This window comes from Caenimonas sedimenti (assembly GCF_007833165.1).
Lineage (GTDB): Bacteria > Pseudomonadota > Gammaproteobacteria > Burkholderiales > Burkholderiaceae_C > Ramlibacter > Ramlibacter sedimenti.
This window is the reverse complement of the sequence record NZ_VOBQ01000004.1, coordinates 52,859-75,038: the sequence shown is the minus strand read 5'-3', so window position 1 is coordinate 75,038 and position 22,180 is coordinate 52,859. Positions and strand designations below refer to the sequence as shown.

General features: G+C 68.1%; 22 protein-coding genes. 13 read left to right on the top strand and 9 right to left on the bottom strand.

Annotated elements, in window-relative coordinates; genetic code table 11:
* Positions 1–7: 7 nt before the first annotated feature.
* Positions 8–472 (bottom strand): CBS domain-containing protein, encoded by a 465-nt coding sequence (locus FN976_RS04975; protein ID WP_145891617.1) that lies wholly within the window; start codon positions 470–472, stop codon positions 8–10.
* A gap of 103 nt (positions 473–575) precedes the next feature.
* On the opposite strand from FN976_RS04975, the gene FN976_RS04970 reads away from it, so the two are divergent.
* From FN976_RS04970 to FN976_RS04945, 6 genes are all read left to right on the top strand, one after another.
* Positions 576–1,877, top strand: a complete 1,302-nt coding sequence (locus FN976_RS04970) for an O-acetylhomoserine aminocarboxypropyltransferase (RefSeq protein WP_145891615.1) — start codon at positions 576–578, stop codon at positions 1,875–1,877.
* A 2-nt stretch (positions 1,878–1,879) separates the two neighbouring features.
* On the top strand, positions 1,880–2,683 hold the full coding sequence (locus FN976_RS04965) for an alpha/beta fold hydrolase (protein ID WP_145891613.1): 804 nt from the start codon (positions 1,880–1,882) through the stop codon (positions 2,681–2,683).
* A 115-nt stretch (positions 2,684–2,798) separates the two neighbouring features.
* A complete protein-coding gene (locus tag FN976_RS04960; RefSeq protein WP_145891611.1) occupies positions 2,799–3,770 on the top strand; it encodes a DUF2157 domain-containing protein in 972 nt (323 codons plus the stop codon).
* Between the two features lie 8 nt (positions 3,771–3,778).
* Positions 3,779–5,380 carry a GDYXXLXY domain-containing protein gene (locus tag FN976_RS04955; RefSeq protein WP_255440134.1) on the top strand — a complete coding sequence of 534 codons (1,602 nt, stop codon included), beginning with the start codon at positions 3,779–3,781 and terminating at the stop codon, positions 5,378–5,380.
* A gap of 23 nt (positions 5,381–5,403) precedes the next feature.
* Positions 5,404–6,678, top strand: a complete 1,275-nt coding sequence (locus FN976_RS04950) for a cytochrome P450 (protein WP_145891607.1) — start codon at positions 5,404–5,406, stop codon at positions 6,676–6,678.
* Positions 6,679–6,708: 30 nt separating this feature from the next.
* Complete coding sequence (locus FN976_RS04945) at positions 6,709–7,038, top strand: Mpo1-like protein (protein WP_145891604.1); 330 nt, start codon at positions 6,709–6,711, stop codon at positions 7,036–7,038.
* Here the strand turns inward: FN976_RS04945 and FN976_RS04940 are convergent.
* Together FN976_RS04940 and FN976_RS04935 are read right to left on the bottom strand one after the other, a co-directional pair.
* Complete coding sequence (locus FN976_RS04940; RefSeq protein ID WP_145891602.1) at positions 7,035–8,465, bottom strand: class I adenylate-forming enzyme family protein; 1,431 nt, start codon at positions 8,463–8,465, stop codon at positions 7,035–7,037. The genes FN976_RS04945 and FN976_RS04940 overlap by 4 nt on opposite strands.
* Entirely contained in the window at positions 8,462–9,664 is a 1,203-nt protein-coding gene (locus tag FN976_RS04935) for a YihY family inner membrane protein (RefSeq protein ID WP_145891600.1), read from the bottom strand. Before FN976_RS04935 ends, FN976_RS04940 begins: the two co-directional genes overlap by 4 nt.
* 26 nt (positions 9,665–9,690) lie before the next feature.
* On the opposite strand from FN976_RS04935, the gene FN976_RS04930 reads away from it, so the two are divergent.
* From FN976_RS04930 to xth, 7 genes are read left to right on the top strand one after another with little or no spacing between them, the layout of a single operon-like run.
* Positions 9,691–10,071, top strand: coding sequence for a DUF2069 domain-containing protein (locus FN976_RS04930; RefSeq protein ID WP_145891598.1), 381 nt, complete (start codon positions 9,691–9,693; stop codon positions 10,069–10,071).
* A complete protein-coding gene (locus tag FN976_RS04925; RefSeq protein ID WP_145891596.1) occupies positions 10,068–11,486 on the top strand; it encodes an FAD-binding oxidoreductase in 1,419 nt (472 codons plus the stop codon). The genes FN976_RS04930 and FN976_RS04925 overlap by 4 nt, the downstream gene beginning before the upstream one ends.
* Before the next feature lie 6 nt (positions 11,487–11,492).
* A complete protein-coding gene (locus FN976_RS04920) occupies positions 11,493–12,308 on the top strand; it encodes a thymidylate synthase (RefSeq protein ID WP_145891594.1) in 816 nt (271 codons plus the stop codon).
* A gap of 19 nt (positions 12,309–12,327) precedes the next feature.
* Positions 12,328–13,416, top strand: a complete 1,089-nt coding sequence (locus FN976_RS04915) for an acyltransferase family protein (protein ID WP_145891593.1) — start codon at positions 12,328–12,330, stop codon at positions 13,414–13,416.
* On the top strand, positions 13,413–13,913 hold the full coding sequence (locus FN976_RS04910) for a dihydrofolate reductase (protein ID WP_145891591.1): 501 nt from the start codon (positions 13,413–13,415) through the stop codon (positions 13,911–13,913). The genes FN976_RS04915 and FN976_RS04910 overlap by 4 nt, the downstream gene beginning before the upstream one ends.
* 1 nt (position 13,914) lies before the next feature.
* The gene (locus FN976_RS04905) at positions 13,915–14,523 is read left to right on the top strand and encodes a DUF4337 domain-containing protein (protein ID WP_145891589.1); all 609 of its coding nucleotides are present in this window, start codon (positions 13,915–13,917) and stop codon (positions 14,521–14,523) included.
* Positions 14,520–15,296 carry an exodeoxyribonuclease III gene (gene xth, locus FN976_RS04900; RefSeq protein ID WP_145891587.1) on the top strand — a complete coding sequence of 259 codons (777 nt, stop codon included), beginning with the start codon at positions 14,520–14,522 and terminating at the stop codon, positions 15,294–15,296. Before FN976_RS04905 ends, xth begins: the two co-directional genes overlap by 4 nt.
* 100 nt (positions 15,297–15,396) lie before the next feature.
* Here xth and ntrC read toward each other — a convergent pair whose 3' ends face one another.
* The 6 genes from ntrC to FN976_RS04870 form a co-directional block, all read right to left on the bottom strand.
* Entirely contained in the window at positions 15,397–16,893 is a 1,497-nt protein-coding gene (gene ntrC / locus FN976_RS04895) for a nitrogen regulation protein NR(I) (RefSeq protein ID WP_145891584.1), read from the bottom strand.
* A gap of 37 nt (positions 16,894–16,930) precedes the next feature.
* Positions 16,931–18,007, bottom strand: coding sequence for a nitrogen regulation protein NR(II) (glnL, locus tag FN976_RS04890; RefSeq protein ID WP_145891582.1), 1,077 nt, complete (start codon positions 18,005–18,007; stop codon positions 16,931–16,933).
* A gap of 4 nt (positions 18,008–18,011) precedes the next feature.
* Positions 18,012–18,509: a hypothetical protein gene (locus FN976_RS04885; RefSeq protein WP_145891580.1), complete on the bottom strand. Its 498-nt coding sequence runs from the start codon at positions 18,507–18,509 to the stop codon at positions 18,012–18,014.
* Positions 18,510–18,697: 188 nt separating this feature from the next.
* The gene (gene glnA / locus FN976_RS04880; RefSeq protein WP_145891578.1) at positions 18,698–20,119 is read right to left on the bottom strand and encodes a type I glutamate--ammonia ligase; all 1,422 of its coding nucleotides are present in this window, start codon (positions 20,117–20,119) and stop codon (positions 18,698–18,700) included.
* Between the two features lie 205 nt (positions 20,120–20,324).
* Entirely contained in the window at positions 20,325–21,143 is an 819-nt protein-coding gene (locus FN976_RS04875) for a competence/damage-inducible protein A (RefSeq protein ID WP_145891576.1), read from the bottom strand.
* Positions 21,144–21,196: 53 nt separating this feature from the next.
* Complete coding sequence (locus FN976_RS04870) at positions 21,197–22,180, bottom strand: sterol desaturase family protein (protein ID WP_145891574.1); 984 nt, start codon at positions 22,178–22,180, stop codon at positions 21,197–21,199.

Genomic DNA, 22,180 nt, shown 5'->3' with positions numbered 1-22,180 from the left:
AGCCCGCTCAGAGCTGCGCCGAAGGCTGCTGGTCTTCGGCGGCCGGCCAGTCGCGGATGTACGCCTTGAGCATGCGGTTCTCGAAGTTCTGGCTGTCCACCACGGTCTTGGCGACGTCGTAGAAGCTGATCACGCCCATCAGCACGCGCTTGTCCATCACGGGCATGTAGCGCGCGTGCCGGTCCAGCATCATGCGGCGGACCTCGTCGAGCTCGGTTTCCAGCGTGCAGGTGAGCGGGTGGTCGTCCATCGCCGAGCGCACCGTGGCGTTGCCGACGACGTGCTTGTTGGCGACGATGCACTGGATCACTTCGCGGAAGGTCAGCATGCCCACCAGGTCGCCATGCTCCATGACCACCAGCGAGCCGATGTCCTTCTCGGCCATGGCGTCGATGGCGCGGGTCAACGGCTCGTCGGGGGACACCGTGAAAAGCGTGCCGCCCTTGACGCGCAGGATGTCGCTGACCTTCATGGGATTCTCCTGGGGCCCGGTCTCAATGCGCCGGCCGTTGAAAAGAATATAGCCCACAATGCCGGGCAGTTCCATAGAGGACAGCCACAGGAGATTTCCCCCCATGCCCGGCTATTCCGACCCCGGCTTCGACACGCTCGCGCTCCACGCGGGCGCCGCGCCGGACCCGACGACCGGCGCCCGCGCCGTCCCCATCCACCTGAGCACTTCCTTTGTGTTCGAGTCCAGTGACCACGCGGCCGCGTTGTTCAACCTGGAGCGTTCCGGGCACGTCTACTCGCGCATCAGCAACCCCACCAACGCGGTGCTGGAGCAGCGGGTGGCGGCGCTGGAAGGCGGCATCGGCGCGATCGCCACCGCCAGCGGGCAGGCGGCGCTGCACCTGGCGATCGCCACCCTCATGGGCGCGGGTTCGCACATTGTCGCCAGCACCGCGCTGTATGGCGGCTCCCAGAACCTGCTGCACTACACGATGCGGCGTTTCGGCATCTCGACCACCTTCGTCAAGCCGGGCGACATCGACGGCTGGAGGGCGGCCATCCGGCCCGAGACCAAGCTGCTGTTCGGCGAGACCGTGGGCAACCCGGGGTTGGACGTGCTCGACATCCCGACCGTCTCGCAGGTGGCGCATGACGCGGGGTTGCCCTTGCTGGTGGACTCGACGTTTACCACCCCTTACCTGATGAAGCCCTTCGAGCTGGGCGCGGACCTCGTCTACCACTCCGCCACCAAGTTCCTGTCGGGCCATGGCACGGTGATCGGCGGGGTGGTGGTCGACGGCGGCAGCTTCGACTGGGAGGCCTCGGGGAAATTCGCCGAGCTGACGGCCCCCTACGACGGCTTCCACAACATGGTCTTCAGCGAGGAGTCCACCGTCGGCGCCTTCCTGCTGCGCGCGCGCCGCGAAGGCCTGCGGGATTTCGGCGCCTGCATGAGCCCGCACACGGCCTGGGTGATCCTGCAGGGCATCGAGACGCTGCCGCTGCGCATGGAAAAGCACATGAGCAACACCCGCAAGGTGGTGGAGTTCCTCGCGGCGCACGATTTCGTCGCGCGGGTCGGCCATCCCTTGCTGGAATCGCATCCCAGCCACGCGTTGGCGAAGCAACTGCTGCCCAAGGGCGTGTCCTCCGTGTTCAGCTTCGACATGAAGGGCAACCGCGAACAGGGCAAGAAGTTCATCGAGGCGCTCAAGCTGTTCAGCCACCTGGCGAACGTGGGCGACTGCCGCTCCCTGGTGATCCACCCGGCCAGCACCACGCACTTCCGCATGAGCAGCGAAGCGCTCGCCGGCGCGGGCATCACCGAAGGCACGATCCGCCTGTCGATCGGCCTGGAAGACCCGGACGACATCATCGACGACCTAAAGCGCGCGTTGAAGTCGGCCGAAAAGGCGGGGAGCTGAGCATGGAACTCACCGTCCGCGGGCACCAGACCTTCTGCTACACGGGCGGCAAGCCGTTCGATGCCGCCAAGCCCACCGTGGTGTTCGTGCACGGTGTGCTGAACGACCACAGCGTGTGGATCCTGCAGACACGCTACTTCGCCCATCACGGCTGGAACGTGCTGGCGCCCGACCTGCCGGGGCACTGCAGGAGCCGCGGTGAGCCGCCGCGCTCGGTGGAGGAGGCGGCCGACTTCGTGGTGGCACTGCTGGACGCCGCCGGCCTTCAGAAGGCCGCGCTGGTCGGGCACAGCTTCGGCTCGCTCACCGCCATGGAAGCCGCGGCCCGCGCGCCGGAGAAGGTCTCGCAGCTGGCCATGGTGGGTACCGCCTATCCGATGCGGGTCTCGGCCGCGCTGCTGGAGAACTCGCTGAACGACCCCATGAAGGCCATCGAGATGGACAACGTGTTCTCGCACTCCATGCTGGCGCCGCCGCCCTCGGCGCTGGGGCCGGGCACCTGGATCTACGGCGCGTCGCGGGCCCTGAAGAAGCGCGTGCTGGCCAGCAACAAGGAAGTGAACGTGTTCCACCGCGGCTTCGTCGCCTGCGACAGCTACCGCGGCGGCGAGGAGGCGATGGCGCGCGTGCAGTGCCCCGTGCTGTTCGTGCTGGGCGCGCGCGACGCGATGACGCCGCCCAAGGCCGCGGCGTCGCTGCAGGCGAAGGCGCGCGACGGCCGCACGGTCGTCGTGCAGGGGGGCCACCAGATGATGAACGAGGCGCCCGACGAGGTGCTGTTCGCGTTGAAGGATTTCCTGCGCTGAGGCGCGCGCCGGTATCGCCGGATGCGCCCGAAGCGGGCGCCGGGCGCCACTTCCGCCTCCGCCCAGGGGCACATCGGCCGTGGCAGGGCAAGATCCCGGCCCAGGAGGTGATCCCATGAACCTGCGCCTGGCCTTGTACCAACTGGCCGATCGCCATGCACTCGATGCCGGCGCCACGCGAAACCTTTTCGCGCTGGCCGGCCTGGCGGACGAGCCCCCGGCGGTACGCCGCTGGCTCTGGCCCGCGGTGGCCGTCACGGGCGCGGCGCTCGGCGGCCTGGGCCTGATCCTCTGGCTGGCCGCCAACTGGGACACCCTGGGGCGCGCAGGCCGGTTCGGCCTGCTGCAGGCGCTGGTGCTCGCCTTCGGCGTCGGTGCGGCGCTGCGGCCGCGGCTGGCGCCCCCGCTCGGCCTGATGGCCTTGCTGGCCACCGGCGGCCTGTTCGCGTACTTCGGCCAGACTTACCAGACCGGCGCCGACCCGTGGCAGCTGTTCGCCGTCTGGGCGCTTTTGACCCTCCCCCTGTGCCTGGGCGTTCGCAGCGATGTGGTCTGGGCGCCCTGGGCCCTGGTCGCGGTGACCGGCATCTCGCTCTGGGTCCAGGCGCACACGGGCCACCGGTGGCGGATGGAGCGGCAGGACCTGGGGGTCTATGCCGCTGCCTGGGCCGCCATGGGCATCGTGGTGGCCGCGCTCGGTCCCTGGGCGCGGCGCTTCACCGGCGCGGGCCCCTGGGCCCTGCGAACGGCCGGCACGCTGGCCGTGGTCGGAATCACGATGACGTCCATCGGGGGGCTGTTCCTGCGCGACGTGGGAGGCATGTACGCACTGGGCGTGCTCGCCTTCTGCGCCGCCGCGGCGGCACTCGCGCTGCGCGGCGCCTTCGACATCTTCCTGCTCAGCGCGGTCGCGTTGGGTCTCGACACCCTGCTGGTCGCCGGCATGGGCCGGGCCATGTTCGACATAGGCGGCGGTGACTGGGTGGGCCGGTTGCTGCTGCTCGGCCTCGCTGCCGCGGGGCTGCTGGCCGCTTCGGTCAGCCTCATCCTGCGGCTGGCGCGCGCCCGTGGGGAGCATGTGGAATGAACACGAACATGGACGAGCTTCTTCAGGCCGCCGCCGACCGTGGTGTGCTGCCGGCAGGCGCCGCCCTGCCACCGCAAGAATCCCGGCCCTGGCCGGTCGTGCTGCTGATTGCCCTGGGGGCCTGGCTGGCGGCCGTGCCGCTGCTCGGCGTCGCCGGCCTGCTGCTGGGCGGGCTGATCGCCAACAGCGCCGGGGCCTACTTCGTCGGTGTGCTGCTGCTCGCGGCGGCCGTCGTGCTGCTGCGGGCACGCGAGTTGCCGACCTTCGTCGAGCAGTTGGCGATGCCGGCGCTGGTGGTGGGCGGCGGCTGCCTGGCCATGGCCTTCTTCCGCGACCTGCCGGATGCGCCGGCAGCCGGCTTGCTCTGCGCCGTGGCACTCGGCCTGTGCGCGCTGCTGGACCGGCCGTGGCTGCGGGTGCTGCTCGGGGCGGCCGCCGCTGCCGCGTTCATGGGCGTGATCGTGCCGTTCGAGCACGTCGGCCGGGGCGGCGAGCTGGACAGCTTCTGGCTGGCATTGCACGGCACGCTGGCCGCCTGGGCGGCGGCGCTGTGGCTGCAGCAGCGTGTGCTGGCATCCGGCGAGCGGGCGCGGCAAGCCGCCCTGGTGGAATCCGTCGCGGCGGGATGGTTGCTGCCGGTGCTCGCCGGGCTGGCTGTGCAATCCGGCATCACGATGTTCGTGGCGGGCAACCTCGGCGGATTCCGCGGCATCGCGGACGGCAGCGGCTGGTCGGCCATGGGCGCGGCCATGCAGGCGATCTCGTTCTCGCTCGCGGCCGCCGCGGTGGTGCTGGCGGGCCGGCGCTGGGCGACGCTGCGGCGGCCGGCCGCGGCGCTGGCGGGAATCGTCCTCGCGGTGCTCGCCTTCTTCCTGCCGGCCCTGGGCGCCGTGCTGCTCGCGCTGGTGCTGACCGCGACCTCGCAGCGCTGGCGCCTGGCCGGTGCCGCGGCGCTCGCGGCCGCGTGGATCGTCGGCGCGTTCTACTACCAGCTCGCCTGGCCGCTCGCGCTCAAGGCGATCGTGCTGGCCGCAGCCGGCGCCGCGCTGGCCGCAGCCGCCTGGTGGGCGGGCCGTGGGCCGCGCGCGACGGGTGCCGCGCCTGCGCCGCAGCTGCGCCGCGGGCCGGTTCTCGTTCTCGTGACCGCCGTGCTGGTGCTGGCGGCGGCCAACCTCTCCATCTGGCAGAAGGAACGCCTGATCGCGCAAGGTGACAAGGTCTACGTCGCGCTCGCGCCGGTGGACCCGCGCTCCCTGATGCAGGGCGACTTCATGCGCCTGGCGTTCAACGTGCCGGGTGCGGCCGCCGGCGAGTTGCCCCCGCTGGCGGGCGGCCGCCGGCCCCACGCCGTGGCCAGCCGCGATGCCCGCGGCGTGGCGCAGCTCTCGCGCATCGCCCGGCCCGGTGAAGCGCTGGCTGCCGGCGAATTCCGGATCGAGCTCACGCCCAAGGACGGGCGCTGGATCCTGGTCACCGACGCCTGGTTCTTCCGTGAAGGCGAGGCCGCGCGCTTCGAACGCGCGCGCTTCGGCGAATTCCGCGTCCTGCCCGACGGCCGGGCCCTGCTGGTCGGGCTGGCCGACGACCAGCTGCGACCGCTCCAGCCCTGAGCGCGGCGCGGCACAATCCCGCCATGCCGTCCATCACGCCCGCCATGACGCCCGAGCGCGCGCGCGAAATTGCCGCCGGGCTCGACCTGCGCGCCCTGCCCGCCGACTTCTACGCCAACCCCTATCCCGTGTACGCGGCGCTGCGCGAGACGCAGCCGGTGCGGCAGATGCCGGACGGCTCGTACTTCCTCACGCGCCATGCGGACCTGGTCGCGGTCTACCGCGACGCGCAGGCCTTCAGCTCCGACAAGAAGGTCGAGTTCACGCCCAAGTATGGAGCCGCCTCCGCGCTGCTGGAGCACCACACCACCAGCCTGGTGTTCAACGACCCGCCGCTGCACACGCGCGTGCGCAAGCTGATCATGGGCGCACTCACCCGCCGCGCCATCTCCGCGATGGAGCCGGGCCTGATCATGCTCGTCGAAGGCCTGCTGGACGGCATCGAAGCGAAAGGCGGCGGCGACCTGATCGAGGACTTCGCCTCCGCCATCCCGGTGGAAGTCATCGGCAACCTGCTGGGGGTGCCGCATGCCGACCGCGAACCGCTGCGCGCCTGGTCGCTGGCCATCCTGGGCGCGCTGGAACCGAAGCTGACACCCGAGCAGGAAGCGCTGGGCAACCGCAGCGTCACCGAGTTCCTCGGCTATTTGAGAGGCCTGGTCGCCGAGCGCCGCCAGGTGCCGCTGGATCCCGAGCACGACGTGCTCACGCGCCTGATCGAGGGCGAGAACGGCGAGCAGCTGAGCGAAGTGGAACTGCTGCAGAACTGCATCTTCATCCTCAATGCAGGTCACGAAACCACCACCAACCTCATCGGCAATGCGCTGGTCGCCCTGGAAGAATGGCCGGCGCAAAAGGCGTGGCTGCTGGAGCGTCTCGGCCCCCGGCCGGACTGGGACGCGCTGGAGCCCCTGCTCACGGTGGCCGTCGATGAGTTCCTGCGCTTCGAGTCGTCCAACCAGCTCGGCAACCGCCGGGCAGTCCGCGCTTGCGAGGTCGGCGGCGTGGCACTGCCGGAAGGCGCGCTGGTCACGCTGTGCATCGCGGCGGCCAACCGGGACCCGGCGCAGTTCTCCACGCCCGACGTGCTGGATCTGGCGCGGGTGAACAACCGCCATCTTGCCTTCGGCTTCGGCATCCACCAATGCGCGGGCCTGAGCCTGGCGCGGCTGGAAGGCCGGGTGGCCATCGGGCGATTTCTCGCGCGCTTCCCGCGTTACCGTCTCACCGAAGCGCCGACGCGCGGCGGCCGCGCGCGGTTCCGCGGGTTCTTGAAGGCGCCCTTCTCAGTGGCCTAAACTTCGCCCACAGGCACCAGGAGACATTCGATGAGCAGCACCGCCACCGAGATCGATCCCCGGTCTTTCCAGACCTTCGCGGACTTCTACCCGTTCTACCTGCGCGAGCACAGCAACCGCACCTGCCGGCGGCTGCACTTCGTGGGCTGCAGCCTGTCGCTGGCCTGCCTGGTGACCATGGTGGTCACGGCCAACGCCTGGTGGCTGCTGGCCGGGCTGTTGTTCGGCTATGGCTTCGCCTGGGCCGGCCACTTCGGCTTCGAGAAGAACAAGCCCGCCAGCTTCAAGCGGCCGCTCTACAGCTTCATGGGCGACTGGGCGATGTACAAGGACATCTGGACGGGCAAGATCCCGTTCTAGGCAAACAGCCGCAGCAGCGCCATGCGGTCCGGCTTGCCGTTGGGCAGGCGGGGCAGGCCGGAAACGAACAGCACGCGAACCGACGCTGGCTGCACCGGCTGCAAGACCTCGGCGATGCGCCGCACGGCTTCAGCCTGGGTCACGCCGGGCGTCAACACGACCGCCACGCCGACCGCCGCGGCGGACGCGCTCGAGCCGTTCACGGCCAGCACCGTGCACTCACCGAGCGCCAGCCGCCGCAAGTCCTCCTCCACGCGCGAGGCGGGCAGCTTGATGCCGGCGACATTGATCAGGTCGTCCTGGCGTCCCAGCAAGTGCAGCCGCCGCGGCCCCACGACGGCCCCGACATCGGCACTGTGGAACCAGCCACCACGGAATGCCTGGTTCACCTCCTCCGGCTGGCCCAGGTAACCGTCGGCCATCGAGGGGGTGCGCAGCGCGATGGCGCCATAGCCGCCGGGCGCAACCTCGGCGCCCTCGGCGTCCAGGATGCGCACTTCGACTGCGGGACTCAGCCAGCCCACGCCCTGAGCGTCCATCTCGTAGCACACCGAGCCGGCCTCGTTGCTGCCGTAGCGATTGACCACCAGGGCGCCGAAAGCCTGCTCGATCCGCACCCGCAAGTCGGCGCGCAGCGCGCCTCCCACGGTCGTGACCGACACGGGATGGGGCGCCCTGTAGCCCGCCGGCGCTTCATCCAGCAGGCGCTCCAGGTGCAGCGGCAGGCCCCAGACGTCGGTTGGCGCCAGGGTGGGCAATTCGGCACCTCCGCCCACCATCACCAGGCCTCCGGCGCGCAGGCAGCGGCTGCTGCGTGCCAGGGCCGCATTCATGACGAGCGGGCCGCACACGAGCAGGCGCGAGGACGGGACGAAATGGGACAGATCAAGCGTGCCGGCCACCCAACCTTCCTGGGCCTGGCGCGATATCGCGATGAATTTCGACTTGCCACTGGAGCCGGAAGTGCGCGCGATGCGCTGCAGTTCATGCAACGCGAGCTCGGTGCGGATGCGGCTGGCCGGCGGAACCTGGGTGAAAAACGGCTGCAGGAACGCGTCGTCGATCAGCACGAAGCGTGAGCCCGGCACGGCCTGCGGTACGCCAGCCACCACCCAGTCGACCAGCGCGAACAGCTCGGGCGCGTCCGGGTCGCCCTCCCCGAGGAACGAAGCGGTGGCGGCGCCGAGCGCCTCGCATGCGAGCACCACGATGAGTTGCCGCGCGAAGCCCGGGCCGCCCACCGCCACCCGGTGGCCGCGGCGGATGCCGAGCCGATGCAACTCGGTCGCGCAGTTGCGCAGCGCCCGGTCCAAGCCGGCGAAATCCAGGTGCAAGGAGCCTTCATGCAACGCCGGCGCGGCCGGCTGCCGCAGGGCATGCGCCTCGATCACCTCCAGGGTGGAGGGCAAGGCCGGCAACGCGATCACAGCACGTCCTTCAGGTACACCGACGAAAGCCGCCCACTGGTCCAGAGTTTCTCGGTGGCGGGTGACGATGGCAGCAACAGGTGCCGCAGCAAGGGCTCGAGCGCCGTCGACTCCGCGTCAGCCAACAGCACGAAACGGGTGCCCTCCTGGTCGTCGACCTCGTTGAGGCGTCCGATCCAGTCCAGCTGCACCAGCGTCTGCAGCACCGGTTCGAGCTGCAGCGGGTCCACCTCCAGGGCATCGGCCAGCTCGGTCGCGCTCATGCCGCGGCGCGCGCCGACGCGCGCCCGTTCCAGGTGCTGCAGCACCTCGAGCGCGAGCTGGAAGGGCCAGCCCGGGCCACCGCCGTGCCGCCGCGCGCCAGCCAGCAGGCTGGGCAGGTAAGCCGCGATCACGGCGCCCAGCAGCACGATCGCCCAGGCCATGTAGATCCACACCAGCAGGATGGGCAGCGTCGCGAAGGCGCCATACACCATCGAATACGTCGGCACCAGGCTCAGGTACCAGGCGAGCAGGCGCTTGGCGATTTCCATGCCCAGCGCGCCGAACACCCCGCCGGCCAAGGCGTGCGCCCAGCGCACCGGCGTGTTCGGCACGAACCGGTAGAGCGCGCTCAGCGCCGCCGCGACCATGACGAACTCGAACAGGTCCAGCAGCAGCGTGAGGCCGCCCGGGAGCGCACCCACCAGTCCGCGCGAGGCCGACAGCACGTACGACGTGGTGCTCAGGCTGGCGGCCAGCAACAGGGGGCCCAGCGTGATGGCGGCCCAGTAGATCAGCACGCGCTGGGGCAGCGGGCGCACCCGGCGGACGCGCCAGATGCCGTTCAGGGTGCGGTCGATCGTCAGCACGAGCGCCAGCGCGGTGACCAGCAGGACCGCCAGGCCGACGCTGCCCAGGCGGCTGGCCTTGCCGGCGAACTGCGTCAGGTAACCCAGCACCTGGCGCGAGATCGCGTCGGGCACCAGGCTTTGCACCAGCCAGGCTTGCACGCCCGCCTGCAGCTTGCCGAACATGGGGAACGCAGTGAACACGGCCAGCACCACCGTGAAGAACGGCACCAGCGCGATGGTGGTGGTGAAGGTCAGGCTGCTCGCGGACATGCCGAGCCGGTCCTCGCGAAAGCGTTCGCGCAGGGTGAGGAGCGTCGTCCACCAGGGGAAGCGCCCCAGGACGGCAAGCAGTCGGCCCATGTTCATGTGGCCGCTATGATGCCATTCGATCTATGCCCTCCTCCGAAGTTGCCGTCGCGGCCTCACCCGCCGTGGAAGCCACCCGCTGGCTCGCCGTCGGCAGCGTGCTGGGTCTGATCGCCCTGGGCGTGGCCTGGGAGCTCTGGTTGGCGCCGCTGCGGCCGGGCGGTACCTGGCTCGCGATCAAGGTGCTGCCCCTGTGCATTCCGCTCGGCGGGCTGCTGCGCATGCGCCTCTACACCTACCGCTGGATGAGCCTGCTGGTGTGGATCTATTTCATCGAAGGCGCGGTCCGCGCGACGAGCGACCGAGGCACGAGTGCCGTGCTCGCGATCGTCGAAGTCGTGCTGTGCCTCGTCCTGTTCACGGCGTGCGTGCTGCACGTGCGCCAACGATTGCGGAAAACACCATGACTGATCTGATTGCGCGGCTGCGCGCCGCCGTGGGTGACGCCCACGTTCTCACCGAGGGCGACCTCGCGGCCTACGAGCAGGACTGGCGCAAGCGGATGCGCGGCAAGGCGCTGGCCGTGGTGCGGCCAGCCTCCACGCAGGAGGTGGCCGCTGTCGTGCGGGCCTGCGCCGAAGCCGGCGCGCCCATCGTCCCGCAGGGCGGCAATACCGGCATGGTCGTGGGCAGCACGCCCGACGCCTCCGGACGGGAAGTCGTGCTGAGCCTGAAGCGGATGAACCAGGTCCGCCACATCGATCCCGCCAACATGACCGTGACGGCGGACGCCGGCTGCGTGCTGCAGAACCTGCAGGAGGTCACGGAGGCGGCGGGCCACCTGTTTCCCCTCAGCCTGGCGGCCGAGGGCAGCTGCACCATCGGCGGCAACCTCGCCACCAACGCGGGCGGCACGCAGGTGCTGCGCTACGGCAACACGCGCGACCTCTGCCTGGGGCTGGAAGTGGTCACGGCGCAGGGCGAAATCTGGGACGGCCTCTCCGGGCTGCGCAAGGACAACACCGGCTACGACCTGCGCGACCTGTTCATCGGCAGCGAAGGCACGCTTGGCGTGATCACCGGCGCGACGATGAAGCTCTACCCCCTGCCCGCGGCGACGCTCACGGCCTGGGCGGCGGTGCCGTCGCTGGAGGCCGCGGTCAGCCTGCTGGGTCTCGCGCAGCAGACCCTGGGTGCCTCCCTCACCGGTTTCGAGGTGATGGGGCAGTTCGCACTGTCGCTGGTGGCGAAGCACTATCCGCAGCAGCGCGTGCCCTTCCTTCAGGAGACGCCGTTCTGCGTGCTGCTGGAAAACGCCGACCAGGAATCGGAAGCGCATGCCCGCGCGCAGTTCGAGCGCCTGCTGGAAACCGCGCTGGAGCAAGGCCTGGTCACCGATGCCGTGGTGGCCGAGAACATCGCGCAGGCACGCCAGCTCTGGCACGTGCGCGAGTCCATTCCCCTGGCGCAGGCCGACGAAGGCCTGAACATCAAGCACGACATCTCGATTCCCGTGTCGCGCATTCCGCAGTTCTGTTCCGAAACAGGGGCGCTGCTGACCAGCCACATCCCGGGGGTGCGCCTGGTGAACTTCGGCCACCTCGGTGACGGCAACCTGCACTACAACGTCCAGGCGCCGGAAGGCGGGGATGCGGCGGCCTTCCTGAGCGAGCGCGAGATCGAAGTGAACACGCTGGTCTATGACCAGGTGCAGAAGTTCGACGGCTCGATTTCCGCCGAACACGGCATCGGCCTGTTGAAGGCCGAGAAGCTTCCGCACCACAAGTCGCCGGTGGCGCTGGGGATGATGCGGGCCATCAAGCTGGCGCTGGACCCGGGGAATCTGCTCAACCCCGGCCGCGTGCTGGGCTCGTTGCGATAATCCGGCATGGCCACCGACCGCCCCGTCCGCACTCAATACGAAGACTTCATGCGCCATGTCTACGCGCATGGCACGCCCAAGACCGACCGCACCGGCACCGGCACGCGCAGCGTGTTCGGCCACCAGATGCGGTTCGACCTGAACGAGGGCTTCCCGCTGGTGACCACCAAGAAGGTCCACCTCAAGTCCATCATCGTCGAGCTGCTCTGGTTCCTGCAGGGCTCCAGCGACAACAACTGGCTGCGCGAGCGCGGCGTGACGATCTGGGACGAATGGGCCCGTGAGGACGGCGACCTGGGCCCGGTCTACGGTGTGCAATGGCGCAGCTGGCCGACGCCGGACGGCGGGCACATCGACCAGATCGCACAGGCGATCCACACCATCAAGACCAACCCCGATTCGCGGCGCATCATCGTGAGCGCCTGGAACGTGGCGGACCTCCCCAAGATGGCATTGGCGCCCTGCCACGCCTTCTTCCAGTTCTACGTGGCGGACGGCAAGCTCTCCTGCCAGCTGTACCAGCGCAGCGCCGACATCTTCCTGGGCGTGCCCTTCAACATCGCCAGCTATGCCTTGCTCACGCACATGATCGCGCAGCAGTGCGAGCTGGCGGTGGGCGACTTCGTCTGGACCGGCGGCGACTGCCACATCTACAGCAACCACCACGAGCAGGTGGAACTGCAGTTGAGCCGCGCGCCCTACCCCTACCCGACGCTGAACATCAAGCGCAAGCCGGCCTCCATCCTCGACTACCAGTACGAGGACTTCGAGGTGCTGGACTACCAGTGCCACGGGGCGATCAAGGCGCCGGTCGCGGTCTGACGCGCGGCTCGCCGCCCGCATGGTCCAGAACATCCAGATCCTGCGCTTCGCCGCGGCGCTGTGGGTCGTCCTGTTCCACATGCTGCAGCCGATCGTGGTGCCGCCGGAATACCAGCCGGAATGGCCTTCATGGCTGCGCGGCACCTTCCTGCTGGGATTCGCCGGGGTCGATCTCTTCTTCGTGATCAGCGGGGCGGTGATCGCGGAGAACACCCGCGGGTTCGTTGCCGGGGCCGCCGCCGTCAAGCGTTTCATCGCCGTGCGCCTGTGCCGCATCTACGTGGGCTGGTGGCCGATCTTCTTCGCCTACCTCGCCGCCTTCCACTGGTGGGACTGGCCACTCGCCGACAAGAACGTGCTGGGTTCGTTCCTGCTGTTGCCGCTCACCGATGTGGTGAGCTACGTCCTGCCGATCCTGTGGACGCTGAGCATGGAGATCTACTTCTACCTGGTGATCGGCCTGCTCCTGTGGCTGCCCCGCCCGGCGCTGCGCAAGGCACTGGCCGCGTGGGCGTTGCTCGTGCTGGCGACGATGGCCTACGAAGCCTCGATGGGACGGTACAGCGTTCCGCGCTACCAGGACCTGAACGTTTTCCAGCTCTACGTCGCGTCGCCCTTCGTGCTGGAATTCATCGCGGGCTTCCTGCTGTGCGACCTGGTGCGTGCCCGCCCGCGCCTCGCGCTCTGGCCCTGGCCCGTGGCCGCGGCGGTGTTCGCGGGCCTGGCGGCAGCGGCCCACTTCGGGGCCGAGCTGTACCAGCATGGCCTGGCCGAATTCGTCCACGCGCCGTTGCGGGTCCTGCTGTTCGGCGGCATGTCGGCGGCCCTGGTCGTGAGCGCGCTGCTGGCGCCGCCGCCCGTGCGCACGTTTCCGCTGGCGCTGGCCCGGCTGGGCGACGCGTCGTATGCGCTGTACCTCGGCCACATCCTGCTGCTGGTGCTGCTGTATTTCATCCCTCGCGCGCTCGGCTGGCCCGGTCACTTCGCCTGGGCGCTCTGGGCGGCCAGCCTGGCCCTGGTGACGCTGGCTGCCTGGCTGCACTACCGCACCATCGAACATCCCCTTTACCGGGCCACCCGCCGGCGGGTGGAGAATGCGCTCGCATGAAACTGAACCTGATCTTCGGCCGCGCGGCCAACGGCGTCATCGGCAAGGACAACACCATCCCCTGGCGGGTGCCCGAAGACATGGCGTACCTGCGGCAGGTCACCATGGGCCACCACGTCATCATGGGCCGCAAGACCTGGGATTCGCTGCCGGAGAAATTCCGGCCTCTGCCCGGCCGCACGAATATCGTGGTCACCCGGCAGGCTGGCTGGCGGGCCGAGGGTGCCTTGCCCGCGGCGTCGCTCGAGGAAGCGGTGCGCCTGTGCGCGGGCGTGCCGGAGGCCTGGGTGCTGGGCGGCGCGGAGATCTACCGGCAGGCCCTGCCGCTGGCTGACAGCGCGTTGGTGACCGAGATCGAAGCCGATTTCGAAGGCGACGCCTTCGCACCCGAGCTGGGTCCGGAGTGGCAGGAGACCGCGCGCGAACGCCACACCTCGCGCAATGGCCTGGCCTTCAGTTTCGTGACCTACACCAACACTTCAAAAAAGAGGCAATGACATGTCAGGCGGAGCCTTCCACGTGCACGGACCCCATGACCACGAACTGGAGCATGCGCGCGAGCATGCGGCGCAAGGCGACAAGTCGCACCACGGCATCGCCGGCGGCAGCATGACCAACCAGATCGCGCTGTTCACCGCGGTGATCGCCACGGTGGGCGCCATCTTCGCCTACATGGGCGGTGCGACCCAGGCGAACGCCGGCCTCTACAAGAACAACGCGGCCATCAAGAAGACCGAGGCCTCCAACCAGTGGAACTACTTCCAGGCGAAGAGCACGAAGCAGTCGCTGGCCGAAGTCTCGCGTGATCTCGCCCCGGTGGCGGCCGACAAGGAGAAATACCAGGCCAAGATCGACCGCTACGAGGGCGAGAAGGAGATCCAGGCCCAGGCCGAGAAGGTGGAGGCCGAGGCGAAGGACTGGGACAAGCGCAGCGACGACCAGATGCACCTGCACCACCGCTGGGCCCAGGCGACGACGGCGCTGCAAGTGTCGATTGCCCTGGCCGCCATCGCGCTGCTGACACGCAAGAAGTGGCTGGAATACGGCATGTTCGCGCTGGGCGCCATCGGCCTGGGCATCGGCGCCCTGGCGGTCGTGCACGTATGAAGATCACGACCTGGAACGTCAACTCGCTCACGGCCCGGCTGCAGCACGTGCTGGACTGGACGGCGGCCAACCCGGTCGACGTGCTGTGCCTGCAGGAGTTGAAGCTCACCGACGACAAGTTCCCGCTCGACGCCATCCGCGCCGCCGGGTACGAACACTGTGCCGTGTTCGGCCAGAAGACGTACAACGGTGTCGCGGTGATGAGCCGGATGCCGGTCCGCGACGTGGTGAAAAACATCGTCGGCTTCGAGGACGACAGCTCGCGGGTGCTCTCGGTGACGCTGGACACGCCGCAGGGCGAAATCCGGCTGGTCAACGGCTACTTCGTCAACGGCCAGTCGCCGGGCACCGACAAGTTCGCCTACAAGATGAACTGGCTGCGGGGGCTGCAGTCCTACCTTCAGGCGGAACTGGCTCGGCACCCGAACCTGGTGCTGCTGGGCGACTTCAACATCACGCCAGAGGATCGCGACTCCTACGACCCCGAAGGCCTGCGCGAGACCATCCACCACACGACCGAGGAGCGCGACCACTTCCGGCAGCTGCTCGCCCTCGGGCTGGCCGATGCGTTCCGCCTGTTCGAGCAGCCGGAGAAAAGCTTCAGCTGGTGGGACTACCGCATGTTGGGCTACCAGAAGAACCGGGGCCTGCGCATCGACCACATCCTGGTGAGCGAACCACTGAAGCCGCTGGTGAAGTCATGTTCGATCGACCGGGTGCCGCGCAAGTGGAAGCAGCCGAGCGATCACGCGCCGGTGACGGTGGAGATCTAGGTATGGCTCCTTCCCCCTCCGGGGGAAGGTTGGGATGGGGGCGCACCGGTGGCACGCGGCGCCCCCACCCCGGCCCTCCCCCGGAGGGGGAGGGAGAAATTCATTCCAGGCCGAGCTCCTGGATCTTCCTGGTGATGGTGTTCCGCCCGATCCCCAGCTTCTGCGCGGCCTCGATGCGGCGCCCGCGCGTGTTCGACAGCGCGGTCAGGATCAGCTTCGATTCGAAGCGCTTCGTCAGCTGGTCCCACACGTCGTGGTGGCCGCTCACCAGCAGCTGCATCGCCTCGGCCTCCAGGCCGGATTCCCAGCTCGCAGGACCCGCGGAAGCCGCCAAGGTGATGGTGGACGGGGCCGCCGCGGCCGCTTCGCCATCCGCCACTTTGAGGGCTTCGGCCGGCGCGGCTTGCGCACGCGGCACGGCGGACTCGCCGGCCCCGCTGCCCACTTCGGGCGGCAGGTCCTTGGGCTCGATCAGCTGCGCGGGCGCCATGACGGTCAGCCAGTGGCAGATGTTCTCCAATTGGCGGACGTTGCCCGGGAAGGCGAACGTGGTCAGCCGCGTGAGCGCGGCATCCGAAATACGCTTGGGCTCCACGCCCAGCTGCTTGGCGCTTTGCTGCAGGAAATGCCGCGCGAGCATCGGGATGTCCTCCAGCCGTTCGCGCAAGGCGGGCAGCCGCAGGCGGATCACGTTCAGCCGATGGAACAGGTCTTCGCGGAAGTTGCCTTCCTTGACGCGCTGCTCCAGGTCCTGGTGCGTGGCGGCGATCACGCGCACGTTGGCCTTGATCCCGTTGTGGCCACCCACCCGGTAGAAGTGGCCGTCCGACAGCACGCGCAGCAGCCGCGTCTGCAGGTCGAAGGGCATGTCGCCGATCTCGTCCAGGAACAGCGTGCCGCCTTCGGCCTGCTCGAAGCGGCCGCGCCGCATCGTCTGCGCGCCGGTGAAAGCACCGCGTTCGTGGCCGAACAGCTCGGACTCGAGCAGGTCCTTCGGGATGGCCGCCGTGTTGATGGCGACGAAAGGTCCGTTGGCGCGCGGTGAATGCTTGTGCAGGGCGCGCGCCACGAGTTCCTTGCCGGAGCCCGACTCGCCAGTGATCATCACGGTCACGTTGCTTTGCGAGAGCCGGCCGATGGCGCGGAAGACGTCCTGCATGGCCGGCGCCTGGCCCAGCATCTCGGGGGCGGCCGCCATGCGTTCCTCGGCCACCTCCTCGCGCTGGCTTTCCTCCACCGCGCGCCGGATCAGTTCGATCGCCTTGGGCAGGTCGAAAGGTTTCGGCAGGTATTCGAAGGCGCCGCCCTGGAAGGCGGAGACGGCGCTGTCCAGGTCGGAGAAGGCCGTCATGATGATGACGGGCAGGCCGGGGTGCTTTTCCTTGACCTTGGTCAGCAGGTCCAGCCCGGAGCCGCCCGGCATGCGGATGTCGCTCACGAGGATCTGCGGGCCATCCTCGTCGTTCGCCGCATCGAGCGCCAGCATCACCTCGCGCGCGTTCGTGAAGCTGCGCGTGGGCAGGTCCTCGCGCATCAGCGCTTTTTCGAGCACGAAGCGGATGGATTGGTCATCGTCAACGATCCAGATCGGCTTCATGGGTCCCTTGTCGCCTCGGTTCTAAAAGTACAGTTCTCTAGGGCAGCGGGATCAGGATCTTGAAGTCGGTCCTGCCCGGCACGCTGTCGCACTCGATCAGGCCATGGTGCTGCTGCACGAACGTCTGTGCCAGCGTCAGCCCCAGGCCGGAGCCGCCTTCCCGCCCCGACACCAGCGGATAGAAGATGCGGTCCTTGATCGAGTCCGGTACACCGGGCCCGTTGTCGATGACATGCAATTCCAGTGCCAGTCGATAGCGCTGCTTGCCGAATGTCACCTGCCGGTTGATCCGGCTGCGGAAATTCAGCAGCGCGTCCCCGGCCGCGATGCGATCGGCCAGCGCCTGGCACGCGTTGTGGGCGATGTTCAGCACAGCCTGGATCAGCTGCTCGCGGTCACCCCGGAACTCGGGGATGGACGTGTCGTAGTCGCGCACGACCTTCAATCCTCGCGGGAACTCGGCCAGGATGAGCGAGCGGACCCGCTCGAACACTTCGTGGATGTTGACGTCCCCCACCACGTGCGGCCGCCGGTGCGGCGCCAGCAGGCGATCGACGAGCGTCTGCAGCCGGTCGGCCTCATGGATGATGACCTTGGTGTATTCCTTCAGGTCGCGCGACTCGATCTCCATCTCCAGCAGCTGCGCCGCGCCCCGGATGCCGCCCAGGGGGTTCTTGATCTCGTGCGCCAGGTTCCGGATCAGCTCCTTGTTGGCCTGGGCCTGGTCCATGAGGCGTTCTTCCCGATCCTGCCGGGCCTGGGCCTCGAGGGGCAACAGTTCGATGACGAACTCGTCGGGCGATTCGGTCTGCGCCAGCACCACGTGCACCGGCATCGGGTCGGCGTTCTGGCGGACCAGCCAGGCGTCGTAGCGCAGCGCGGCATATTCGTTGCCCCGCGCGCCGTCGAGCGCCGTGCGCAGCAGGTTGGGTTCGGTGAAGAAGGGAGGGAAGTTCGCGCCTTCGATGGTCCGGCGGGAGGAACCCAGCGCGTCTTCGAGAGCGGCGTTGGCGAAGAGCACGATCCCGTCGCCGCGCACCACGGCCACGAGCGTGGCCAGCAGGTCAAACGACTGGAAGCGGTCGAAGTGGACGGAAGCGGCGGGCTTGTTCAAGCCCTCATTTTGCGCGGCCGAGCTCGCGTTTCAGGCCGGCGATGTCGCTTTCGTTGCGCGTCATGTTCGCCTTGAGCTCGGCGACGCGGTCCAGGTACTTCTGGTGGTTGCGGTGCTCGGGGCCCATTTTCTCGGGCTCGCCGTTGTTCCACTCCTTCAGCAGCTCTTCCTGGCGGGCTTCCGCCTTCTTGAGTTCGGCTTCGAGGATGGTGCGGGCTTCGCCGTCGCGCGTGCGCTGCTCGGTGGAGTCGATGCGCGGCGGGGCCGCGGCCACGCGCACACCGGGCGCGGCGGCCGGGGGCGCTGTGGTGGCGACCGGTGCGACGCGCGTGCCCGTGACGACAGTGACGTTGCCGCCTTCGACGAGCTTGCAATTCTTGGCGGTGGCTTCCGCCTGGTCGTTCGTGTAGGCGTTGCCGTTGCAGCGCCAGATCGGCTTCTGCGCGAAAGAACTTGCGGCGAACAAGAGCGCCGCGGCAGGGACAAGGTAAGCGAGTTTCAAAAGCGTTCTCCTAGCATCATGGATGCGCAGGACGGTCTTGCAGTATGACCCAATCTCTCCGGAATGCCAATTAACCCATTGATTTAAAAAGGAAAGGGGCGAAAAATTCGCCCCTTGGATACGCTACCGCTGTATTTTTTTACAGTCGAATGACGCGTGTCGCCGCAGGGCGACCGCGTGATCGTCCGTTACAGCGAGTAGTACATGTCGTATTCGACCGGGTGCGTCGCCATGCGGAAGCGCGTGACTTCGCCCATCTTCAGCTCGATGTAGGCATCGATCATGGAGTCGGTGAACACGCCGCCCTTGGTCAGGAAACCACGGCCCTTGTCCAGGTAGTCCAGGGCCTGGTCGAGGCTGTGGCAGACGGTCGGGATCTTCGCGTCTTCTTCCGGCGGCAGGTGGTACAGGTCCTTGGTGGCGGCTTCGCCCGGGTGGATCTTGTTTTCCACGCCGTCCAGGCCCGCCATCAGCAGGGCCGAGAAGCCCAGGTACGGGTTGCACAGGGGATCCGGGAAGCGCGCTTCGATGCGGCGGCCCTTCGGGTTGGACACGAAGGGGATGCGGATCGAGGCGGAGCGGTTCTTGGCCGAGTACGCCAGCTTCACCGGGGCTTCGAAGCCGGGCACCAGGCGCTTGTAGCTGTTGGTGCCGGGGTTGGTGATGGCGTTCAGCGCGCGGGCATGCTTGATGATGCCGCCGATGTAGTACAGCGCGAACTCCGACAGGCCGGCATAGCCTTCACCGGCAAACAGGTTCTTGCCGTCTTTCCACACCGACTGGTGCACGTGCATGCCCGAGCCGTTGTCGCCGACGATGGGCTTGGGCATGAAGGTCGCGGTCTTGCCGTAGGCGTTGGCGACGTTCTGCACCACGTACTTGAGCAGCAGCGTCCAGTCGGCGCGCTGCACCAGCGTGCTGAACTTGGTGCCGATCTCGTTCTGGCCGGCGCCGGCCACTTCGTGGTGGAACACTTCGACCGGAATGCCCAGCGATTCGAGGATCAGCGCCATTTCGGCGCGCATGTCCTGCGTGCTGTCCACCGGGGGCACGGGGAAGTAGCCGCCCTTGACGGTCGGGCGATGGCCCTTGTTGCCGCCTTCGATCTTCTTGCCGCTGTTCCACGGCGCTTCGTACTCGTCGACCTTGAAAAACGAGCCGGACATGTCGTTGCCCCAGCGCACGTCGTCGAAGATGAAGAATTCCGGCTCCGGGCCGAAGAAGGCCTGGTCACCCAGGCCGGAAGCCTTCAGGTAGGCCTCGGCACGGCGGGCGATGGAGCGAGGGTCGCGGTCGTAGGCCTTGCCGTCGGTGGGATCCAGCACGTCGCACGAGAGAAACAGCGTCGTTTCCTCGTAGAACGGGTCGATGTTGGCGGTGTTCGGGTCCGGCATCAGCAGCATGTCGGAGGCTTCGATGCCTTTCCAGCCGGCGATGGACGAACCGTCGAACGCGTGGCCGGAAGTGAACTTGTCCTCGTCGAAGTGCGACACGGGCACGGTGACGTGCTGTTCCTTGCCGCGGGTGTCGGTGAAGCGGAAGTCGACGAACTTGACTTCGTTTTCCTTCACCATCTTCAACACGTCTGCGACGCTCTTGGCTGCTGCCATCAGGTTTCTCCTGGGGGATGGTTGTTGATCAATAAGGCGTTTGCTGGAATGCAGTTTCTGTGCCAAAGCTGGTGCATGGACTGCGGCGCAAAGCCCGGCGATTGTCGGCGAAAGTTCGCTGCTTTCCCTACCGGAGCCTTGCGTTTTCGGATGAGCACGGCACCATCCTGGTGCAAACCAGGATTTGCACCTGATCGGTGCAATGCTAATTCCGCACCAATTCAGGGCCTAACTTGACCCCGAGGGCCAGCAGTCCGGCCCGCAGGACGGGGAACGCGGCCTCCACATCCGCCGGCGCGCCTTTGACCCCGAGATCGATGTGGCGTCCGTATTCCGGATGGTCGACGCTGGGCAGGCTGAAGACCTTCACGCCCGGGTAGGCGCGCTCCATGTCCTCCATCAGCGGCGTGAGGGTGGCTTCCATCGACCCGAAGACGATCACCGACTTCTCGACGTAGGCGCCGCGCTGGAACAGGTGCGCATGGCGTTCGTCCAGCGTGTTCTCGATCATCGGCCACGCCATCACCGGGAAGCCCGGGACGAAGTGGACCGTGCCCACGGTGAAGCCGGGAATCTTGTTGTAGGGGTTGCGGATGATGTCCGCACCCTGCGGGAACACGCCCATGTTGAGGCGGTGGATGTTGTCCGGGCGGTCCGGCTCGTAGGTGGTCCCCTGCTCCCGGGCGACGTCCTGCATGCGTTCGCGGATCAGCGCTTCCGCGAGCGGATGCAGCGCGAGATCCCGTCCCAGCGCCCGCGCCGCGCATTGCCGGGTGTGGTCGTCCGGCGTGGCGCCGATGCCGCCGCACGAGAACACCACGTCGCCGGAGCCGAATGCGCGCTTCAGCACGGCGGTGATGCGGTCCGGCGAATCGCCGACGTACTCGGCCCAGGCCAGTTGCAGGCCGCGCGCCGTGAGCAGTTCGATCACCTTCGGCATGTGCTTGTCGGCGCGCTTGCCGGAAAGGATCTCGTCGCCGACGATCACGAGGCCAAAGTCAGGGCGGGCTTGGGGGGTGGTCATGCGGCAATGCTAGCCGCACCGGGGCCCAAGCGTCAGGCGCCCGCGACTTCGCGCTACGCGCGCCCGAACAGCCGCTTCACTCCCAGCCACTGCTGCGACCAGAAGCCGCGGCCGTAGTCGCGCGCACCCTCCACCTGGTCGCGCACGCCGGTCGGGTCGTACCGGTCCTCGAAATTCGCGGTGCCGAACAGCACGTCCCACCAGGGCAGCAGCACGCCGAAGTTGTGGCCGCCCAGCGCCGGGCTGCGGCCACGCCGCAGGAGTTCACCCTGCGGCTGGGTTTCGTGGCCCAGGCCGATGCTGTGGTGCAGCCGGTGGAAGCGCGGGCTGATCCAAAGACGCTCGCCGAACCGGCCGAACGCCAGCTTGAGGTTGGCGTGCTGCAGGCTCTCGCTCAGCTGCGTGATGGCGACGATGGCCACGAACTGCCCGGGCCCGACGCCGATCATCTGGCCGACGACCACCAGGACCGCGTCACGCAGCAGGTCGTCCAGCAGGTGGTTGCGGTTGTCGCTCCACATCGTCATCTGCCGCTGCGAATGGTGCAGGGAATGCAGGCTCCACCACCAGTCGAAGGCGTGCTGGCCGCGGTGCATCCAGTAGTCGACGAAGTCGAAGATGACGAGGTAGATCAGGAAGCTGACCCAGGGCAGGTCGGTGACGCCAGTCCAGACCTGGTCGAGGTGCCAGGTGCCGACGCCCGCGACCCGCAACACGCTGAACAGCTCGTCGAACAGCGGCTCGACACTGAAGAACAGTGCCACGCGGAAGAGTCCGAGCCGGTGGATCAGCGTGTAGAGCACGTCGGTGCGGATGGTGGCGCGGTCGACCACCGGCTCCACCGGGCGCCAGCGCTGCAAGGGACCGATGATGGCCAGCAGCACGGCGATCTGGAGCACGCCCACGATCAGCCAGCCCGTGGCCGTGTAGCCGTCTTCCAGCAGGTGGCCCTGGCCCAGGGCGAACATCACCGGCTGCACGGCCGCCTCGAACAGCCATTGCTGCACGCGCGAAAAGAATTCTTCGATCCAGTCCAT

Excerpts from the sequence above, each read along its gene's own strand:
- FN976_RS04955 (WP_255440134.1), top strand. The coding sequence starts at position 3,779 with ATGGACGAGCTTCTTCAGGCCGCCGCCGACCGTGGTGTGCTGCCGGCA.
- FN976_RS04870 (WP_145891574.1), bottom strand. The coding sequence starts at position 22,180 with ATGGACTGGATCGAAGAATTCTTTTCGCGCGTGCAGCAATGGCTGTTC.
- FN976_RS04945 (WP_145891604.1), top strand. The coding sequence starts at position 6,709 with ATGAGCAGCACCGCCACCGAGATCGATCCCCGGTCTTTCCAGACCTTC.
- FN976_RS04905 (WP_145891589.1), top strand. The coding sequence starts at position 13,915 with ATGTCAGGCGGAGCCTTCCACGTGCACGGACCCCATGACCACGAACTG.
- FN976_RS04920 (WP_145891594.1), top strand. The coding sequence starts at position 11,493 with ATGGCCACCGACCGCCCCGTCCGCACTCAATACGAAGACTTCATGCGC.
- FN976_RS04910 (WP_145891591.1), top strand. The coding sequence starts at position 13,413 with ATGAAACTGAACCTGATCTTCGGCCGCGCGGCCAACGGCGTCATCGGC.
- FN976_RS04930 (WP_145891598.1), top strand. The coding sequence starts at position 9,691 with ATGCCCTCCTCCGAAGTTGCCGTCGCGGCCTCACCCGCCGTGGAAGCC.
- glnA (WP_145891578.1), bottom strand. The coding sequence starts at position 20,119 with ATGGCAGCAGCCAAGAGCGTCGCAGACGTGTTGAAGATGGTGAAGGAA.
- FN976_RS04965 (WP_145891613.1), top strand. The coding sequence starts at position 1,880 with ATGGAACTCACCGTCCGCGGGCACCAGACCTTCTGCTACACGGGCGGC.
- FN976_RS04950 (WP_145891607.1), top strand. The coding sequence starts at position 5,404 with ATGCCGTCCATCACGCCCGCCATGACGCCCGAGCGCGCGCGCGAAATT.
- FN976_RS04875 (WP_145891576.1), bottom strand. The coding sequence starts at position 21,143 with ATGACCACCCCCCAAGCCCGCCCTGACTTTGGCCTCGTGATCGTCGGC.
- FN976_RS04915 (WP_145891593.1), top strand. The coding sequence starts at position 12,328 with ATGGTCCAGAACATCCAGATCCTGCGCTTCGCCGCGGCGCTGTGGGTC.
- ntrC (WP_145891584.1), bottom strand. The coding sequence starts at position 16,893 with ATGAAGCCGATCTGGATCGTTGACGATGACCAATCCATCCGCTTCGTG.
- FN976_RS04935 (WP_145891600.1), bottom strand. The coding sequence starts at position 9,664 with ATGAACATGGGCCGACTGCTTGCCGTCCTGGGGCGCTTCCCCTGGTGG.
- FN976_RS04925 (WP_145891596.1), top strand. The coding sequence starts at position 10,068 with ATGACTGATCTGATTGCGCGGCTGCGCGCCGCCGTGGGTGACGCCCAC.
- FN976_RS04975 (WP_145891617.1), bottom strand. The coding sequence starts at position 472 with ATGAAGGTCAGCGACATCCTGCGCGTCAAGGGCGGCACGCTTTTCACG.
- xth (WP_145891587.1), top strand. The coding sequence starts at position 14,520 with ATGAAGATCACGACCTGGAACGTCAACTCGCTCACGGCCCGGCTGCAG.
- FN976_RS04960 (WP_145891611.1), top strand. The coding sequence starts at position 2,799 with ATGAACCTGCGCCTGGCCTTGTACCAACTGGCCGATCGCCATGCACTC.
- FN976_RS04970 (WP_145891615.1), top strand. The coding sequence starts at position 576 with ATGCCCGGCTATTCCGACCCCGGCTTCGACACGCTCGCGCTCCACGCG.